At 73.3% G+C, this 16,638-nt stretch carries 20 protein-coding genes; 11 read left to right on the forward strand and 9 right to left on the reverse strand.

What is annotated here, in order from left to right; genetic code table 11:
* Positions 1–693 (reverse strand): GNAT family N-acetyltransferase (locus F8274_RS23155; protein ID WP_151464474.1); only part of this gene is annotated, 693 nt, incomplete at its 3' end.
* Positions 694–899: 206 nt separating this feature from the next.
* Here F8274_RS23155 and F8274_RS23160 point away from each other — a divergent pair.
* Positions 900–1,274 carry a DUF1801 domain-containing protein gene (locus F8274_RS23160; RefSeq protein ID WP_225853933.1) on the forward strand — a complete coding sequence of 125 codons (375 nt, stop codon included), beginning with the start codon at positions 900–902 and terminating at the stop codon, positions 1,272–1,274.
* A gap of 13 nt (positions 1,275–1,287) precedes the next feature.
* Here the strand turns inward: F8274_RS23160 and F8274_RS23165 are convergent, their stop codons facing one another.
* The 3 genes from F8274_RS23165 to F8274_RS23175 all read right to left on the reverse strand — a co-directional run bounded on the left by F8274_RS23165 (position 1,288) and on the right by F8274_RS23175 (position 3,365).
* Entirely contained in the window at positions 1,288–1,887 is a 600-nt protein-coding gene (locus F8274_RS23165) for an alpha/beta hydrolase (RefSeq protein ID WP_225853934.1), read from the reverse strand.
* A 134-nt stretch (positions 1,888–2,021) separates the two neighbouring features.
* Positions 2,022–2,759, reverse strand: a complete 738-nt coding sequence (locus F8274_RS23170) for a TIGR03089 family protein (RefSeq protein WP_151464476.1) — start codon at positions 2,757–2,759, stop codon at positions 2,022–2,024.
* Between the two features lie 27 nt (positions 2,760–2,786).
* Entirely contained in the window at positions 2,787–3,365 is a 579-nt protein-coding gene (locus F8274_RS23175) for a TetR/AcrR family transcriptional regulator (RefSeq protein WP_151464477.1), read from the reverse strand.
* 87 nt (positions 3,366–3,452) lie between these two features.
* Between F8274_RS23175 and F8274_RS23180 the strand changes: the two genes are divergently transcribed.
* From F8274_RS23180 to F8274_RS23190, 3 genes are all read left to right on the forward strand, one after another.
* A complete protein-coding gene (locus F8274_RS23180) occupies positions 3,453–3,821 on the forward strand; it encodes a DUF4267 domain-containing protein (RefSeq protein WP_151464478.1) in 369 nt (122 codons plus the stop codon).
* 28 nt (positions 3,822–3,849) lie between these two features.
* Entirely contained in the window at positions 3,850–4,344 is a 495-nt protein-coding gene (locus F8274_RS23185; RefSeq protein ID WP_151464479.1) for a cupin domain-containing protein, read from the forward strand.
* A gap of 95 nt (positions 4,345–4,439) precedes the next feature.
* Entirely contained in the window at positions 4,440–5,441 is a 1,002-nt protein-coding gene (locus F8274_RS23190) for a hypothetical protein (protein WP_151464480.1), read from the forward strand.
* Between the two features lie 75 nt (positions 5,442–5,516).
* Here the strand turns inward: F8274_RS23190 and F8274_RS23195 are convergent, their stop codons facing one another.
* Together F8274_RS23195 and F8274_RS23205 are read right to left on the reverse strand one after the other, a co-directional pair.
* Positions 5,517–6,404, reverse strand: a complete 888-nt coding sequence (locus F8274_RS23195) for a hypothetical protein (protein WP_192579945.1) — start codon at positions 6,402–6,404, stop codon at positions 5,517–5,519.
* Between the two features lie 7 nt (positions 6,405–6,411).
* Positions 6,412–6,930 (reverse strand): SigE family RNA polymerase sigma factor, encoded by a 519-nt coding sequence (locus F8274_RS23205; RefSeq protein ID WP_225853935.1) that lies wholly within the window; start codon positions 6,928–6,930, stop codon positions 6,412–6,414.
* Positions 6,931–7,065: 135 nt separating this feature from the next.
* On the opposite strand from F8274_RS23205, the gene F8274_RS23210 reads away from it, so the two are divergent.
* The gene (locus tag F8274_RS23210; protein ID WP_225853936.1) at positions 7,066–9,357 is read left to right on the forward strand and encodes an esterase-like activity of phytase family protein; all 2,292 of its coding nucleotides are present in this window, start codon (positions 7,066–7,068) and stop codon (positions 9,355–9,357) included.
* A gap of 40 nt (positions 9,358–9,397) precedes the next feature.
* On the opposite strand, the gene ligD (F8274_RS23215) is transcribed toward F8274_RS23210, so the two are convergent.
* Together ligD (F8274_RS23215) and ligD (F8274_RS23220) are read right to left on the reverse strand one after the other, a co-directional pair.
* Entirely contained in the window at positions 9,398–10,312 is a 915-nt protein-coding gene (gene ligD, locus F8274_RS23215) for a non-homologous end-joining DNA ligase (RefSeq protein ID WP_151464483.1), read from the reverse strand.
* Positions 10,302–11,240, reverse strand: coding sequence for a non-homologous end-joining DNA ligase (ligD, locus tag F8274_RS23220; RefSeq protein ID WP_151464484.1), 939 nt, complete (start codon positions 11,238–11,240; stop codon positions 10,302–10,304). The genes ligD (F8274_RS23215) and ligD (F8274_RS23220) overlap by 11 nt, the downstream gene beginning before the upstream one ends.
* Positions 11,241–11,325: 85 nt before the next feature.
* Between ligD (F8274_RS23220) and F8274_RS23225 the strand changes: the two genes are divergently transcribed.
* Positions 11,326–12,363, forward strand: coding sequence for a Ku protein (locus F8274_RS23225; protein WP_151464485.1), 1,038 nt, complete (start codon positions 11,326–11,328; stop codon positions 12,361–12,363).
* A 97-nt stretch (positions 12,364–12,460) separates the two neighbouring features.
* On the opposite strand, the gene F8274_RS23230 is transcribed toward F8274_RS23225, so the two are convergent.
* Positions 12,461–12,853, reverse strand: coding sequence for a PPOX class F420-dependent oxidoreductase (locus F8274_RS23230; protein WP_151464486.1), 393 nt, complete (start codon positions 12,851–12,853; stop codon positions 12,461–12,463).
* Between the two features lie 173 nt (positions 12,854–13,026).
* Between F8274_RS23230 and F8274_RS23235 the strand changes: the two genes are divergently transcribed.
* The 5 genes from F8274_RS23235 to F8274_RS23255 form a co-directional block, all read left to right on the forward strand.
* On the forward strand, positions 13,027–13,686 hold the full coding sequence (locus F8274_RS23235) for an FKBP-type peptidyl-prolyl cis-trans isomerase (protein ID WP_151464487.1): 660 nt from the start codon (positions 13,027–13,029) through the stop codon (positions 13,684–13,686).
* Positions 13,687–13,825: 139 nt separating this feature from the next.
* Complete coding sequence (locus F8274_RS23240) at positions 13,826–14,683, forward strand: hypothetical protein (protein ID WP_192579947.1); 858 nt, start codon at positions 13,826–13,828, stop codon at positions 14,681–14,683.
* Positions 14,684–14,709: 26 nt separating this feature from the next.
* Positions 14,710–14,970 (forward strand): YciI family protein, encoded by a 261-nt coding sequence (locus F8274_RS23245; protein ID WP_151464489.1) that lies wholly within the window; start codon positions 14,710–14,712, stop codon positions 14,968–14,970.
* 27 nt (positions 14,971–14,997) lie between these two features.
* Positions 14,998–15,651, forward strand: coding sequence for an HAD family phosphatase (locus tag F8274_RS23250; RefSeq protein WP_151464490.1), 654 nt, complete (start codon positions 14,998–15,000; stop codon positions 15,649–15,651).
* A gap of 110 nt (positions 15,652–15,761) precedes the next feature.
* A partial coding sequence (locus F8274_RS23255; protein ID WP_151464491.1) for an NADPH:quinone reductase occupies positions 15,762–16,638 on the forward strand: 877 nt, incomplete at its 3' end.

Below are 16,638 nucleotides of genomic sequence, written 5' to 3' on the forward strand. Positions count from 1 at the left end.
CCCCCGCCACCCGGGGACGACACCCACCTGGTCGACCCAGTTGTCGATGACGTTGACGAAACCGACAGCGACGCCATCGGGAGCACGCGCGATGAGCGACAGGTCCACCCGGTACTCGTCATCCTCTCCCAGCTCACCCAGCCACTCCTCCGCGGTGGGCGAGGCAAAGCCGGGCCGGTCGGCGAACGACGCCCGATAGGTCTCGAACAGCTCCGGGCCGAGCGTCACCGGCTCGGCGGTCACGTCCACGGGCCGGGCGACCTCCGGGAGCGCCCCGAGGTCGTGCCGCTGCACCCACTCGGCGAACGTCCGCTCGAAGCCGCGCGCCGCGAACAGGGCGTCCGCGCCCGGGCTCCACGACTCGGTGGTCACCAGCAGGTCGGCGTCGCCCGCCTGCTCCTCCGCCCAGCTCAGCAGCCGCCCACCGAGGCCCCGCGCCCGCCAGTCCGGAAGCACCAGGCCGGTGCTGGTGGCCGTCTGCCCGCCGAGGCCGACCCCCACGGCCGCGACCAGGCCGCCGTCGTGCCAGGCGCCGAGGGTACGGGTCTGGAGCAGCCGCGCCCGCACCAACGGGGTACTGGCGAACAGCGGCAGCCCACCGTCGACGGCCAGGCACGCCTCAGCCAGCCGGGTCAGCTCCGGGAGATGTTCCTCGCCGAACTCTTCCCAGGTCAGCACATCCGTCCCGGCCATACCTACCCCTGTCGTCAACTGCCCACCGACCGGCCACCCGTCGGTGATGAAGCCCGGCAGCAGTAGGCACCGCAGCCACGGCGGGTGTCAATCAGATTCAGGACGGTATGAGCTGTCGTACCGGCCTGGGAGCATCAGCGCATGGCGACCTCGAAGCAGCCGGTGACCGTGCCGACCGACGCCAGCGTCGACGATTCCTGGCGGCCGTGCCTGATGACCGCCGGCGGGCCGACGCCGAGCGCCTCTGCGCCCTCCTGCGCGAGGTGACCGGCGAGCCCCCGGTCCTGTGGGGCCCGAGCATCGTGGGCTTCGGCACCTACCGCTACAGCTACGAGAACGGGCGCACGGGCGACTGGCCCCTCGTCGGCTTCTCGCCGCGCAAGCAGCAGCTCGTCGTCTACCTGGTGGGCGGCTACGAGGAGCGCTACCCGTCGGTGCTGGCGCGGCTCGGCCCGCACAAGACCGGCAAGGGCTGCCTCTACCTGAAGCGGCTCGACGACGTCGACGAGAGCGCCCTGCGCGAGCTGGTCGACCGCACGGTCCGGGTGCACAAGGGCGTCGACCGGGCCAGCGAGCGCTGACCAGGCCGGGGGTTCAGCTCGCGAGCTGCAACACCGCGTCGGCGAACGCCTGCGGCGCTTCCTGCGGCAGGTTGTGCCCGACGCCGCCAGTCACAGTCCGGTGCTCGTACCGGCCGGAGAAGCGCCCGGCATACACGGACGGGTCGAGGTGGGGTGCGCCGTTGGCATCGCCTTCGAGGGTGATGGTGGGCACCGCGATGCTCGGATTCGCCGCCAGCTTCTGCTCCACCTCGTCGTACTGCGGCTCGCCGGGAGCGAGTCCGAGGCGCCAGCGGTAGTTGTGGATGACGACGTCGACGTGGTCGGGGTTGTGCAGCGCGGCCGCGCTCCGGTGGAACGTCTCGTCGTCGAAGGCCCACTTCGGGGACGCCGTCCGCCAGATCAGCTTGGCGAAGCCGTCCAGGTTCTTCTCGTACCCGTCCCGGCCGCGGTCGGTCGCGAAGTAGAACTGGTACCACCAGGAGAGTTCGGCCTGCGGCGGCAGCGGCGCACGCCCCGATTCCTGGCCGGCGATCAGGTAGCCGCTCACCGAGACGAGTCCCTGGCAGCGCAGCACCCCGGCGTCGACCTGCCGCAGGTCCGTGAACGACGTCGCCGATCCGCTGGCGTTCATCCCGTCCGCTCCTCGCGCTCGCCCCACCGACGTCTGCACGCTAGAACCGGGCGAGTGCCACCGGCGGCGTTCCCGGAGAAGGCGTTCCCCAGCGGCCCGGGATGGCTAGGATCGGCGGCCGACCGCGCCCGCCCTCACAGCACCCGAGTGACCCGCTCCCCCGCGCTGCGGGCGTCGCGGTCGGCCGGGTCGAGGTTGGCGCACAGCACCACGGACGCGCCGGCCGCAAGCGGGGCCAGCAGCCACTTCAGCGGCTGGTCGTGCTCGGCCACGTCGACCAGCAGCCGGTCGCCGGCGCGCAGGTCGAGCTGCTGGGCGTACTCCCGGGCCACGGCCCCCCACTCGCCGTAGCTGGTGCCGTCCGGGCTGGCCGGATCGGTGGGGCGGAGAGCGCCCAGGTCGGGAGCGATCTCGGGATACCGGAGCACCTCCGGGGACCAGTCCAACCAACCGGGCGGCACCGAGGACAGCGGGCCGGGGCCGGTGCCGACGAGGTAGCGGTGCGTCCCCTCGGGCACGTCCTCCAGCCAGTCGTCGAGCCGTTCCGGCGTCACGAACACGGCGTCGTACGGCAGGTCGGCGCCCGGTTCGAGGACCGGCAACCCGGCCAGGGCCCGGGGCCGGAACGAGACCGCCAGGCCGACCGACCAGGCTCCGATGAGCACGGCCGCGGTGCGCCAGTGCGGCGGCAGCAACACGGCGACCCGGTCACCGCGGCGCAGCCCGCAGCCGTCCCGGAGCAGCCCGGCGCTGCGGGCCGCCCACGCGCCCAACTGCTGCGTCGTGAGGTCGGTGCGCTCGCCGGTGGCGCCGTCGAGGTAGCTGAGCAGCGGCTCGCCGGTCGCGACGGCGACGGGTGCGTGGTCGGCCATCGGGTGCACTCCTCCCTGGCGGTCAGCTCACCCTAGCCGGGTGAACCGGTCCACCAGGATGGCCAGCCGCCGCTCGTGTTCGTCCCGCCGGAGCCGGCCGTTGCGCATCAGCGTGACCAGGCCGTGCAGCCCGCTCCAGAAGGTCTCGGTGAACGTCTCCAGGTCGTCGTCGCCGGCGAAGGGGCGCAGGGTCTGGGCCAGCTCGGCGAAGGCCCGGGCCAGCTCGACGGGCGTTTCCTTGGTGCCGAAGGACAGGTCGACGGGAAGGGTGAAGATCGCGTCGTAGAGCGCGGGCCGGCGTTCGGCGAACGCGGCGTACGCCGTGGCGATGCCGGCCACCGCCCGCCGCGGGTCGGTCGCGGCGGCCCGGGCGGCGGCGAGGTCGACGGCCAGATCGGCGCAGCCTTCCACGGCGACCGCCGCCATGATGGCGTCCTTGCCCTTGAAGTGGCTGTAGAGGACGGGCTGGCTGTACTCGATCTCGGCGGCGAGCCGGCGGGTGGTCACCGCCTCCCAGCCCTCCGACTCGGCCAGCTCCCGGGCCGCGGCGATGATCGCCCGCTCCCGCTCCGCCCGCTCGCGCTCCCGGCGCGCCTGAATCGACATGACCAGAACTCTAGCACCGCTAGCCAATCTGCCGCCGCTCTGCTAGCTTCGCTCTCAGACCTAGCAGCGCTAGAATTGGAGTCGAACATGCTCAGCGCCATCGCCTACGGGCTCGCCGTCGTCCTCAGCCTCTTCTGCGTCTTCATCGGCGCCCGGTTCCTTCTCGCGCCTCAAGCCTCGGCCGCCGGCTACGGCGTACCGGTCAAGCCGGACGAGGACCCCGCCTACCTCACGATCAAGGGCCTGCGCGACCTCAGCTACGGCCTGCTCGGTCTCGCGCTGATCGCCTTCACCAGCGCCGAGGCGGTCGCCTGGTACATGCTGATCGTCGCGATCAACCCGCTGGGAGACACCCTCATCGTGCTGCGCCACGGCAGGAAGGCCGTCGCGTTCGGCGTCCACTTCGCCACCGCCGTGGTCGTCCTGCTCAACGCCGTCCTGCTGTTCGCCCTCTGACCCACACCGCCACGACAGGAGTAGCGCGATGTCCCTGATCACGCCCGACTTCGACCGGTCCGTCATCGTCCGTGACGCGGACGCCGAGGTGGTGGGCCGGGCCCCCACCACGATCCGGCTGCTCGCCGACAGCAGCGCCACCGGCGGGGCCCTCTCCACCCAGCGGGTCACGCTGACCGACGGCGCGGACGGCGCCCGGCCGCACCACCACGGCAACTCCGCCGAGCTGTTCTACCTGCTCGACGGCACCGCGCAACTGCTCTCCGGCGAGCAGGTCGTCACCGCCGAGCGCGGCGACCTGGTGATCGTGCCGCCCGGCGTGGCGCACGCGTTCGCCGCCGCACCCGGCGAGAACGCCGACATCCTCATCGTCATCACCCCGGGCGTCGAACGGTTCGAGTACTTCCGCCACCTGGAGCGGATCGCCTACGGGAAGGTGCCGCCGGAGAGCCTGCTGGAGGTGCAGGAGCTGTACGACACGTACTTCCGGAGCAGTGACGCCTGGGACGCCGCCCGCCGCTGACACCGACGACCGGACCCGCGACCGTCGACTTTGGTCGCGGGTCCGTCGGCCGATGGCCGTTTCGGTGGTCCGGGTCAGCCAGGCACGGTACGGCCATGACAGCCAAGCGCCGCCGCCTTCCGCCCGCCATCGCGCTCCTGTTGCTCGCCCCGTGGGCCGCCGAGTGCTCCTGGGGCGGCTTCACGCTCGCCGGCATGCCGTTCGTGGTGCTCGTGCTCGCCCCGATGTACGGGGGCGCCGCCCTGCTGATCCGGGAGACGGCCCGGCGGCTCGGCCTCGGCTGGCCGGGGATCGTGGCGCTCGCCGCCGCGTTCGGCGTGATCCAGGCCGGCCTGGTCGACCAGTCGCTGTTCAACCCCGGATTCCTCGACGACACCGAATTCGCCGACACCCAGGCCGTCGCGCAGCAGACGACGGTGCCCGGCCTCGGGTTCAGCGCCCGGCAGGCGGTCGACTACGTGGGCAACCACGTGGCCCTGAGCATCTGCGGGCCCATCGCGCTCGTCGAGTCCTACCTCGGTGCCGACCGGCGGTTGCGGCCGTGGCTGGGTCGCCCGGGCCTGGCCGTGGTCGCCCTGCTCTGGCTGGCCGGCAGCCTGCTGGTCTTCGCCGACGACGGCGGCCGGAAGAACTTCCTGGCCGCCCCGGGACAGCTGGCGCTCGCCGCGGCGGTGGCGCTGGCGCTGATCGCCACCGCCCTGCGGCACCGGCCGCGACCTGCCAGCTCGAACACCTCGCCCGCGCCGCGTCCGGTCCGGGTCGGACTCGTGGTGGCCGTCGCGTACGCGGGTTCCGGACTGCTGCCGGGCTGGCCGGGGATCGGCCTCGCGCTGGCCCTCGCCACCGCCGCTGCCGTGCTGCTCGTGCGCTGGTCCAGGCACGCCGGCTGGGGGCAGCGGCACGTGCTCGCCGCCGCCTCGGCCAGCCTGCTCGTCGCGGCCGCGTACGCGTACGCCGTGCCCACCTATGCCCCGGCGACGCCGGCGGCGGCCCTGGTGGGTGACGTGGCCATCAGCGTTGTCGTCCTTGCCCTGGTCGGCGGCGCCCGGTGGCGGCTGCGCGCGCCTTCCCCCACCGTCCACGCACCCCCGGGCTAACGCTCCCGCGCGGACGAGCCCGACAGCGGGGCTGCCTGCGACCCGTCGGGTCGCAGGCAGCCCCTGGTCAGACCACTACTTCTTGACCTTGACGACGTCGGCCGGGCGCTTCACCGTCACCGTGACGCCGTAGTCGAAGAGTTCGAGCGTCGAGCTGAACGTGCCCGTGTCGAGCCGGCCCTTCGCGGTCGACTGCCAGGTGCCGGTGAGGGCCACCGTGGCGATCCGGCCGTCGCCGTCGAGCGTGACGTCACCGGACGTCGTGGTCGATCCGGCCTTGTCCGACGTCGTGTAGCCGAAGTGCAATGTCCCGTCGGGCCTCTCGGAGATGGTCGCGTTCGCGCTCTTGAGCGCCGTGAACAGGGCTGCGGGGTCGGGTGCCGCGGCGCTCAGGACGCCGTTTCCGTCGCCGTAGAGGGACAGCCGGTCATACCTGCCCGGGTACTGGCCGTAACGGCCGTACGTCTCGCCCGGACCCACCTTGTCGGCCGGAAGCTTGCCCTGCGGGCGTTCCGCGCCCTCGTACCGGGTGCCGTTGATCAGCAGCTCGGTCATGACGGAGTCGTCCTGCGCCACACGGACGTACCCGGTGGCGGTCCTCGGGTCGAACGCGCCCTCGTACGTCAGTCCCTGCGGCCCCGAGTTGGTCAGCCGCATCCGGTAACTGATGTTCTCGCTGGCGGTGACGGCCGAGACCAGCTGGAGCGCCGGCGAGGCCGGCTCTGGCGGCGACGCCTCGGCGGTGACGCCGGGACGGCCCGGCGCCGGGGTCGTCGCCACGGTCGCCGCGGTGGCGACGCCCAGCGCCAGCAGCGCGCACGTCGCACCGACCATCGTGGTCGTCCGGCGACGGCGTGCCCGCCGGCCGCGACCGAGCAGCGCACCCACCGGGGGTACGGAGCCCGGCTCGTCGTCGACGATGTCGTGCAGTCGGTTGGCGAGCCGCTCATCGAGCGTGTTCATGACTGAATCACCTGCTTACCGTGTGGGAGGGTTCGTCGAGGAGGTGGCGGAGCTTGTCCAGCGCCCGGGCGTTCTGGCTCTTGACGGTGCCTACCGAGCAACCCAGCAGCCGGGCGACCTCGCGCTCGGTCAGGTCCTCGTAGTGGCGGAGCACCACCACCGCACGCTGCTTCGCGGGCAGCGACATCAGCGCCCCGCGCAGGACGACGGCGTCGGGGCCGACGTCACCGGCCCGGGTGGCCCGGTCGGGGACGTCCGCGACGAGGCTCTCCCGGCGGCGCCGGCGCCATCCGGACGTGTGGTTGTTGACCAGGACCCGGCGCAGGTAGGCGTGCGGGTCGTCGAGCCGGGACAGCCGCCGCCACCGCTCGTACACCTTGACCAGGCTGTCCTGCAGCAGTTCCTCGGCCCGCCACCGGTCGCCGGCCAGCAGCATGGCCAGCCGGATATGTCGCTGCCAGGCCACCTCGACGAAGGCGACGTACGACCGGTCCGCCGCGGACAGTGGTTGCGTTTGGTCGGTCACGCCCCTAACACGTCGCGGTGACACGGAAGGTTGTCACGGGCGCACGTCGTCGGTTGTTCACGTCTGCGCAAGCTGCTGCTCCGCCACGGGTGCCAGCCTCCGTCGGGGCACGACCTACGGAGGAAGTCCTTGACAGTGAGAAGAGCACTCATCGCCGCTGGTGTGGCGGTCGCCGGCCTGGCCGTCGTCACCCCGGCGTCGGCCGATGGGCACCACCCGGGCGGGCCGGTCGCCTTCGACCGGGTCGCCACGTACCCGGTCTTCCAGAACCGGCCGGCCGGCGAGGACCCGGCGTCCCCGACGGTCGCCGAGATCTCGGCGGTCAGCCCGGACGGCCGCACCCTGGTCTACACCGACGCGCTGGCGTGGCGGATCGGTTTCCTCGACATCTCGCGGGCCGACCGGCCCCGCGGTCTCGGCACCCTCTCCCTCGCTCAGCTCGGCGACGCCGAGGACGAGCCCACCTCGGTGGCCGTGGTCGGCCGGTACGTGCTGGTCGTGGTCAACACGAGCCGCAGCTACACCGAGCCGTCCGGCCGGCTCGACGTGATCGAGCTGGCCACCCGTACCCGGGTTCGCAGCCTCGACCTCGGCGGCCAGCCCGACTCGATCGCGATCAGCAAGGACCGGCGCTACGCCGCGATCGCCATCGAGAACGAGCGCGACGAGGAGGCCACCCCGCCCGGCGGCGAGGAGGGCGACCTGCCCCAGGCTCCCGGGGGCTTCGTGCAGATCGTCGACCTGACCGGCGCCGCGCCGGCCGGCTGGCGGCTGCGGCCCGTACCCCTGACCAACCCGGACGGCACGGCGCTGCCCGCCCTGGTCGGCGCCGGGCTGGCCGCGCCGACCGACCCGGAGCCGGAGTACGTCTCGATCAACGGTCGCAACGAGCTGGCCGTGACCCTCCAGGAGAACAACGGCGTCGCCCTCGTCGACCTGCCCACCGGGCGGCTCACGAAGGTCTTCTCGGCGGGCACCGCGACGGTCCGGGGGATCGACACCGTCAAGGACGGCACCATCGACCTGACCGGCGGCATCACCGACGTGCCGCGCGAGCCGGACGCGGTGGCCTGGATCGACGACCGGCACCTGGCGACGGCCAACGAGGGCGACTGGCGGGGCGGCACTCGCGGCTGGTCGGTCTTCGACAGCCGCACGGGCACGGTCGCCTGGGACGCCGGCAACACCTTCGAGCGGCTGGCCGTCACCTACGGGCTGCACAACGAGGACCGCGCCGGCAAGAAGGGCACCGAGCCGGAGGGCGTGGCCGTCGCCGAGTACGACGGCGTCCGCTACGCGTTCGTCGGGTCGGAGCGGAGCAACTTCGTCGCCGTCTACGACCTGAGCAACCCCACGAAGCCGGTGTTCCGGCAGGTGCTGCCCACCACCAACGGGCCGGAGGGGCTGCTGCCCATCCCGTCCCGCGGGCTGCTCGCGGTCTCCAGCGAGGAGGACGACGCCTCGGTCAACGTGCGCGCCTCGGTTTCGCTCTTCCGGCTCGGCCGGGGCACGCCCGGCTTCCCGAGCGTCGTCTCCGCCACCGGGGCGGGCGGCGCGCCGATCGGCTGGGGTGCGCTCGGCGCGCTGAGCGCGGTGCCCGGCAGGCCGCACCAGCTCTACAGCGTGACCGACGCCGCGTACGCGCAGACCCGGATCCTCACCGTCGACGCGCAGCGCACGCCGGCCGTGGTCACCGCGGCGCTGCCCGTGCGGGACGCCGCCGGCCAGCCGGTCGGCTACGACGCCGAGGGCATCGTGGCCCGCCCGCAGGGCGGCTTCTGGCTGGCCGTCGAGGGCGCCAAGGGCGCGGAGAACAAGCTGGTCCGGCTCGACGCCGCCGGGGTGACCCGGCAGGTCGTCGCGCTGCCGGCCGAGGTGGCCGCCGGCCTGGGCAAGCAGGGCCTGGAAGGCGTCACGGCCAGCACCGACCGGCATGGCCGGGAGGTCGTCTGGGTGGCCGTGCAGCGCGAGCTGTCGACCGACCCGGCCGGGATCGTCCGGCTGGGCCGGTACGACGTCACGGCCGGCACGTGGAGCTGGTTCGGCTACCGGCTGAACGGCACCACCGTTCCGGGTGACTGGATCGGGCTCTCCGAGATCACCGTGGTCGGCGACCGGCTCGCCGTGATCGAGCGGGACAAGCTGAACGGTCCGGCCGCCGCCCTGAAGCGGGTCTACACCGTGCCGCTGCCCGGCGCGGCCGCCGCGCCCGGCACGCTGCCCGTGCTGCCGAAGACCCTCGCGGTCGACGTGCTGCCGGCGCTGCGGGCCACGCACGGCTGGACCCAGGAGAAGCTGGAGGGCCTGACCGTGGCCGGCGACGGCCAGGTGTACGCGCTCACGGACAACGACGCGGTCCAGGACGCCACCGGCGAGACGGTGTTCCTGCGGCTCGGCACCAGCCGGCAGGTCTTCGGCCGCCGCTGACATGCGGCCCGGCGTCCACCCTCCGGTGGTGGGCGCCGGGTCAGCGCAGCGGCAGCTCGGGGCCGCCGTCGAGCAGCGGGGCCAGCAGGTCGCCCTGCTTCTCCACCCGCTTCAGCACCTCGGTGGCCGTGTACGGCTTCGTCGACGGCCGCTTCCCGGCCGCGCCCGCCTCGACCTCGTCCCAGGTCAGCGGGGTGGACGCCGAGGGCACGTCCTGAGCCCGCAGCGAGTACGGCGCCACCGTCGTCTTGGCCGCGTTGTTCTGGCTCCAGTCGATGAAGACCTTTCCGGGGCGCAGGTTCTTCGCCATCTTCGAGACGATCGCCTTCGGCTGCACCTTCTCCAGCTCCTGCGCGATCCGCTTGGCGTAGGCCGACACGTCGTCGGCATCCTGCGTGCCCGCGATCGGACAGCAGAGCTGCATGCCCTTCTTCCCCGACGTCTTCGGGTACGAGTCGATGCCGTCCTGGGCGAGCCGGTCCCGCATGAGCAGCGCCACCTGGCAGCACTGCCGCAGCGCGGCCGGGGCGCCCGGGTCCAGGTCGACCACCATCATGTCCGGGTGCTCGCCGACCTTCCACTGCGGCGTGTGCAGCTCCAACGCCGCGAGGTTGGCCAGCCAGACCAGGGTGGGCAGGTCGTCGGCGACCACGTAGTCGATGGTCTCCCGGCCCTTGCTCGACCCGGGGGCGGGCAGGTTCTCGGTGCGTACCCACTCGGGGGTCGCGGCGGGCGCGTTCTTCTCGAAGAACGAGCCGCCGTCGACGCCGTTCGGGTAGCGGATCCGCGTCAACGCCCGGTCCCGCAGGTGCGGCAGCAGCACCGGGGCGATCCGGGTGTAGTAGTCGATCACCTCGCCCTTGGTGAAGCCGGCCTTCGGGTAGAGCACCTTGTCCAGGTTGGACAGCTCCAGCGAACGGCCCTCCACGTCCACCTTGAAGCGGTCAGCTGGCATCGTCGACCTCCTCGGCAGGCTTGTCCGGGCGCAGGCGCAGGATCCGGGGGAAGCGCAGCCGGCCGTCCGGCGTGCGCTGGCCGTACTTGACCTCCACCACGACCTGGGGACTTACCCAGATCGCGCCGCGGGCATCCTCGCGCGGCACGTCGCCGGCGAACGGGGACCCGGCGGCGCGCAGCGGTTCCAGCTCGCGCAGCAGCTCACGCTCGATCGCCGCACCGATCCCGCCGCCCACCCGGCCCCGGTAGACGAGCCGCCCGTCCGGGCCGGGCACCCCCACCAGCAGGCCGCCGACCTTCCGCGCGCCGGGCCGCCAGCCGCCGACCACGAAGTCGCCGGTGACCTCCAGCTTGACCTTCACCCAGTCCGGCGAGCGCACCCCGGGCCGGTAGACCGCATCGACCCGCTTGGCCATCACCCCCTCCAGGCCGTGCTCGCCGGCCGCCGCGTAGGTGGCCGGGCCGTCCGCGAAGACCGGCGGCACCGCCCACCGGGCGGCGCCGAGCCCGAGGGACTCCAGCGCGGCGCGCCGCTCCCGGTACGGCATGCCGGTCAGGTCCGCGCCGCGCAGCCGGAGCACGTCGAAGATCATGTACGTGACGGGGACGGTCGCCGCGAGCCGCGCGGCCTTGGCCACGTTGCGGACGTGCATCCGCTCCGCGAGGGCGGTGAACGACGGCTGGCCGTCGGTGAACAGCACCACCTCGCCGTCCAGCAGGGCGTCGTCGACCTGCTCGGCCAGGGGAATCAATTCCGGGTACGCCGTGGTGATCTCGACGCCGGAGCGGGCATAGAGGTGCGGGTGGCCGCGGCTGATGTCGGCGAGCGCGCGGACCCCGTCCCACTTGAACTCGTACGCCCAGCCGTCACCGGCCGGGAGCTGCCCGGTCATCGCGAGCATCGGCTTCAACGGCGCGCCGGGCACCTTCTGACTGTAGTTGCACGCGGAAGCGCGTGCGTCCCGTTCGATCATTTGCGATTCTGGTCAGAACCGGGGAGAGGAGCGCGTCATGCGGGCGATCTGGAAAGGAGCGGTGTCGTTCGGCCTGGTGTCGATCGGGGTGAAGGTCTACTCCGCGACCGAGGAGAAGGACATCCGCTTCCATCAGGTGCACCGCGAGGACGGCGGCCGCATCCGCTACAAGCGCACCTGCTCGGTCTGCGGCGAGGAGGTGACCTACGACGACATCGCCAAGGGCTACGACATCGGCGGCGGCGAGATGGTCATCCTCACCGACGAGGACTTCGCCGAGCTGCCGCTGACCACCTCGCACGCGATCGACGTGCTGGAGTTCGTGCCGGCCGAACAGGTCGACCCGATCCTCTACAACAAGGCGTACTTCCTGGAACCGGAGGGCACGGCCACCAAGCCGTACGTGCTGCTGCGCGACGCGCTGGCCGACTCGGAGCGGGTGGCGATCGTCAAGGTGGCGCTGCGCCAGCGGGAGCAGCTCGCCACCCTGCGGGTCCGCGAAGGCGTGCTGCTGCTCAACACCATGCTCTGGCCCGACGAGGTGCGGCAGCCCGACTTCGGCTTCCTGGACGAGGACCTCAAGGTACGCCCGCCGGAACTGGCGATGGCCAGCTCGCTGATCGACTCGATGGCCGGTGAGTTCGAGCCGGACGCCTTCACCGACGACTACCGGGCGGCGTTGCAGGAGGTCATCGACGCGAAGGTCGAGGGCCGCGAGGTGGTCCAGCCGGAGGAGGAAGAGGCCGCGCCGGCCGCCGCGGTGGACCTGATGGCCGCCCTGAAGGCGTCGGTCGAGCGGGCCCGCGCGGCCCGGGGCGAGGCGCCGGAGGGCGGTGCGGGCGAGCCGACCCCGATCTCGGCGGCGCGCTCGGCGCAGAAGGCGGCCAAGGCCACGAAGGCGCCGGCCAAGAAGGCGGCCGAGAAGAAGGCCCCGGCGAAGAAGGCGCCCGCCAAGAAGGCGGCCGAGAAGAAGGCCGAGCCGGCCAAGAAGACCGCCGCCAAGAAGACCCCGGCGAAGAAGGCCCCCGCCAAGAAGACCGCCGAGAAGAAGGCCGCCCCCCGCAAGACCGCCTGACGGTCCGCGGCCGGCTGATCGACTCCGGTCCGCCGAGTTGGCGGTATCAACGGATGCGAGATGCCGCCACCTCGGCGAGCTGGTGTCGAAGCGCCGGTCAGCCCCGGCCCAGCCGCTCGGTCGGGGTGATGCGGACGATCACCCGCTCCTCGCCGGGCCGGCGGAAGGGGTAGGTCTCCTGCCCCAGGTACTTCTGCGCCATCCGGTCGATGTGCGCGTCCGCCCCCTCGGTGACGAACTCGGCCCGGCCCTTGACCCACAGGGTGCGGAAGTCGTCCGCCTTGTCCACCACCGAGACCGCGACCACCGGGTTGCGGGCCATGTTGAGGTACTTCTGCCGGCCCTTGGCCGTGTTGAAGACGATGTTCTCGCCGTCGGTGTCCACCCAGACCGGGGTGACGTGCGGGGTGCCGTCGGACTCGATGGTCGCCACGTGGGCGAGCTGCGGCTCGGCGAGCAGGGCCAGGTCTTCTTCGGTGAGGATCGCCATGGTCGAGAACCTACCCCCGTGGGCCCGGCCGTCACCCTTGTTCGCCCCGGGGCCAGCTTGTCGGGATCGGGCCGGCCGAGGGAGCACCGCGGGCGTCCGGGCGGGTACCGTGTGCGCTGGCTTCGGCGGCGGCCCGCCGGAGGCGCACCCACCCCACCCAGCAGGGAGTCGACGTGAGCGAGCGCGTGGAGAACCGGTCGGCGGGCCAGAGCCCGGGCACCAAGGCGGAGCGGCGGCTGGCCGCCCAGCTGGCGGCGAAGAAGGCCGCCGAGGCGAGGCGCCGCCGGCAGTCGATGCTGGGCGCCGCCGCCGGTGTGATCGCCGTGGCGGCCCTGATCGGTGGCATCGTCTGGCTCAACAACGGCGACGACGACAAGCCGGCGAGCCCCACCGCGTCGGCCAGCGCGACCGCCCCGGCCGAGCCCACCGCGGCCCCGGAGCAGCAGTTGCCCGCGGACCTCGACCCGGCGCTGAAGAGCAAGCCGGCCGTCGAGGCGGGCAAGGGCGAGCTGACCAAGCTCTCCGTCACCACGCTGATCAAGGGCAAGGGCCCGGCGGTGAAGGCCGGCCAGCAGATCACCACGAACTACGTGGGCGTGTTCTACAAGGACGGCAAGGAGTTCGACGCCTCCTGGAACAACGGCCAGCCGGCCACCTTCCCGATCGGCGTCGGGCAGGTCATCCCGGGCTGGGACCAGGGCCTGGTGGGCGTCCCGGTCGGCAGCCGGGTGCAGCTGGACATCCCGGCCGAGCTCGCGTACGGCAAGGACGCGTCGGGCGGCCGTCCCGCCGGGCCGCTGCGCTTCGTCGTTGACGTGCTCGCCGCGCAGTAGGTCACAGCAGGCTTCCGCCCGATCACCCAGCGGCAGTAGGTTCATGGTCACCGCGGGCGGTCCCCCCGCCCGCGGCGACCCGCCCACCGACGCGGAGGTGCACGTGGCGGCGCTGGACGACACCGGGCTGACCCGGCTGATGTGGACGCTCTTCGAGCCGGTCCACGCGGTGACCTACTTCCACCCCCGGGCGCGCTCGGCGTACGAGGCGGTCGGGTTGCGCGGCTACTGGCGGGGCTACTTCGCCGGGCGGGCCGCCCCGCTGGGGCCGGTCGGCGCGCCGACCGTGGTCGCCGCGTTCTTCAGCTTCGCGCCGTCGATGGTGGCCCGGGCGCTGCCCTCGGTGTGGCGGCTGGCCACCCCGGAGGAGGCGCTACGCGCCCGGCTCACCGGCGCCGTGCAGGCGCTCGCCGAGTTCACCTACGAGCTGCCCGAGTCGCACCTGGTCGAGGCGGCCGACCTGCTGGAGGAGGCGGCCGCGCGGGTGGAGACCGCCGGCCGGGTGCTCGGCGCGGTCAACGCGGCGCTGCCCCGGGGCGAGTACCCGCTGGCCCGGCTCTGGCAGGCCGCCACCACGCTGCGCGAGCACCGGGGCGACGGGCACGTGGCCGCGCTGGTCACGACCGGTCTGGCGCCCGTGGAGGTGGTGGCCTGGCGGTGCCGGGTCGACCAGTCCCGCGAGTTCCACCAGCCGGCCCGGGGCTGGACCGACGAGGAGTGGGCCGCGGCCGAGGAGCGGCTGGTCGAGGCGGGCTGGCTGACGGCCGACCGGTCGCCGACCGAGCACGGCACCGCGACCTTCCGGGCCGTCGAGGAGGCCACGGACCGGGCGGCCCTCGGGCCGTGGCGGGCGCTGGGCGCCGAGCGGACCGCGCGGCTGCGCGAGCTGCTCGAACCGATCGCCACCCGGTGCCGCACGATCATCCCGCCGAAGGCCCCGATCGGCCTGCCGGCGCAGCGCAGCGTCAGCACGGAGGCGGCGAGCCCCACCCGCTGAGCGCCGGGGGGCGTAGCCTCCCGGGCATGTGGATCGTGGAACTGGCGTTCACCGAGGCGCCGGAGCGGCTCGCCGCCCGCCCCGCCCACCGCGCGCTCCTCACCGAGCTGCACGGGAAGGGCACCATCCGGATGGCCGGCCCGCTGGCCGACGACGCCGGCGCCGTGCTCGTCTTCGACGTGCCGGACCGGCCGGAGCTGGACCGGCTGCTCGCGGCCGACGCCTACTTCACCACGCCCGGCGTCGAGGTCACCCGGATCCGGGAGTGGGCGCCGTTCCTGACCTGACCCCGGGCCGTCCGGCAGGATGGGTACGTGGTGGACGCGGTGCTCTTCGACCTGGACGGCGTGATCGTGGACTCCGAGCCCGTCTGGGAGGAGGTCCGGCGGGCGTACGTGGCGGAGCACGGTGGCACCTGGCAGCCGGACACCCAGCGCCGGCTCATGGGGATGAGCACCGGCGAGTGGGCCGCCTACCTGAGCGGTGAGCTGGGCGTCGACCGCAGCGCCGAGCAGGTCGCCACGGAGGTGGTGGCGGAGATGACCCGGCGGTACGCGCAGCGCGTACCCCTGATCGACGACGCCGACGCGGTGGTGCGCCGCACGGCCGCGCGCTGGCCGCTCGGGCTGGCCAGTTCCTCCCCGACCCGGCTGATCGCGGCGGCGCTGGACGCGACGGGCCTGGCCGATGCGTTCGGCGCGACGCTGTCGACCGAGGAGACCGCCCGGGGCAAGCCCGCGCCGGACGTGTGGCTGGCCGTGGCGGCGCGGCTCGGCGTCGACCCGTCGCGGTGCGTGGCGGTGGAGGATTCCTCGAACGGGGTCCGCTCGGCGGCCGCCGCCGGCTGCCGCGTGGTGGCCGTGCCGCATGGCTCCTATCCCCTCGATCCGGACGCGGAGGCCCTGGCGGCCGTGCTGCTGCCCTCGATCGACGCGCTCACCCCCGAGGTGGTGGAACGGCTCGACTGAGGCCGGTGTCCGCGCACGCCCCGGTTGTACGGTTTCCGGGGCGCGGCGGATCGGAATGATCGCGAGGGGTCCGGGTAGCGCAGCCGGCAGGACGGCGGAGGGGACGGGCGATGAGGGCGATCGTGTACGAGAGCAACGGGGACGCCTCGGTGCTCCAGGTGGTGGACCGGCCGGTGCCGGAGCCGGGCCCCGGCGAGGTGCTGGTGCGGATGGCGGTGGCCGGGGTGAACCCGACCGACTGGAAGGCCCGCCGCGCCTGGCCGCTGCCGCAGGGCTGGCAGATCCCCGGGCAGGACGGCGCCGGCGTGGTCGAGGCGGTCGGCGAGGGCGTCGACCAGATCCTCAGCGGCGAGCGGGTGTGGCTCTGGGAGGCGGCCTGGCAGCGGCCCTGGGGCACGGCCAGCGAGTACACGGTGGTGCCGGTCCGGCACGCGGTGAGCCTCGGCTCGGCGTCGTTCGACCTGGGCGCGGCGCTGGGCATCCCGTTCATGACCGCGCACCGCTGCCTGACGGCCGGTGAGTTCATGCCGGACAAGCTGCACGCCGGCGCGTTGAGCGACCACGTGGTGCTGGTGCAGGGCGGGGCGGGCGCGGTGGGGAACGCGGCGATCCAGCTGGCGCGGTGGGCCGACGCGTGCGTGATCGCCACCGTGAGCAGCCCGGAGAAGGCGCAGCTCGCGGCGGCGGCCGGGGCCAGCTTCGTCATCAACTACCGGGAGCAGGACGTGGTCGAGGAGGTCCGCAAGATCGCGCCCGACGGGGTGCACACGATCGTGGAGGTCTCGGCCGCGCGCAACGCCGCCGCCGACGTGCAGGTGCTGCGCACCGGGGGCGCCGTCTGTGTCTACGCGGACGACGGCGGCGAGCAGGTGACCCTGCCGATCCGGCCGCTCATGATGCCGAACGCCCGGTGGCAGTTCGTGCTCATCTACACGGCGCCGAAGGCGGCCAAGGCGCAGGCGGTCACGGACATCGCGGCGGCGGTGG

It is taken from the genome of Micromonospora sp. AMSO31t (genome assembly GCF_008868175.1).
GTDB lineage: Bacteria > Actinomycetota > Actinomycetes > Mycobacteriales > Micromonosporaceae > Micromonospora.

Bases quoted from the DNA above. Each gene is read 5' to 3' on its own strand.
- F8274_RS23240 (WP_192579947.1), top strand. From the start codon at position 13,826: ATGTGGACGCTCTTCGAGCCGGTCCACGCGGTGACCTACTTCCACCCC.
- F8274_RS23245 (WP_151464489.1), top strand. From the start codon at position 14,710: ATGTGGATCGTGGAACTGGCGTTCACCGAGGCGCCGGAGCGGCTCGCC.
- F8274_RS23225 (WP_151464485.1), top strand. From the start codon at position 11,326: ATGCGGGCGATCTGGAAAGGAGCGGTGTCGTTCGGCCTGGTGTCGATC.
- F8274_RS23175 (WP_151464477.1), bottom strand. From the start codon at position 3,365: ATGTCGATTCAGGCGCGCCGGGAGCGCGAGCGGGCGGAGCGGGAGCGG.
- F8274_RS23185 (WP_151464479.1), top strand. From the start codon at position 3,850: ATGTCCCTGATCACGCCCGACTTCGACCGGTCCGTCATCGTCCGTGAC.
- F8274_RS23190 (WP_151464480.1), top strand. From the start codon at position 4,440: ATGACAGCCAAGCGCCGCCGCCTTCCGCCCGCCATCGCGCTCCTGTTG.
- F8274_RS23170 (WP_151464476.1), bottom strand. From the start codon at position 2,759: ATGGCCGACCACGCACCCGTCGCCGTCGCGACCGGCGAGCCGCTGCTC.
- F8274_RS23195 (WP_192579945.1), bottom strand. From the start codon at position 6,404: ATGAACACGCTCGATGAGCGGCTCGCCAACCGACTGCACGACATCGTC.
- ligD (WP_151464483.1), bottom strand. From the start codon at position 10,312: ATGCCAGCTGACCGCTTCAAGGTGGACGTGGAGGGCCGTTCGCTGGAG.
- F8274_RS23165 (WP_225853934.1), bottom strand. From the start codon at position 1,887: ATGAACGCCAGCGGATCGGCGACGTCGTTCACGGACCTGCGGCAGGTC.
- F8274_RS23230 (WP_151464486.1), bottom strand. From the start codon at position 12,853: ATGGCGATCCTCACCGAAGAAGACCTGGCCCTGCTCGCCGAGCCGCAG.
- F8274_RS23180 (WP_151464478.1), top strand. From the start codon at position 3,453: ATGCTCAGCGCCATCGCCTACGGGCTCGCCGTCGTCCTCAGCCTCTTC.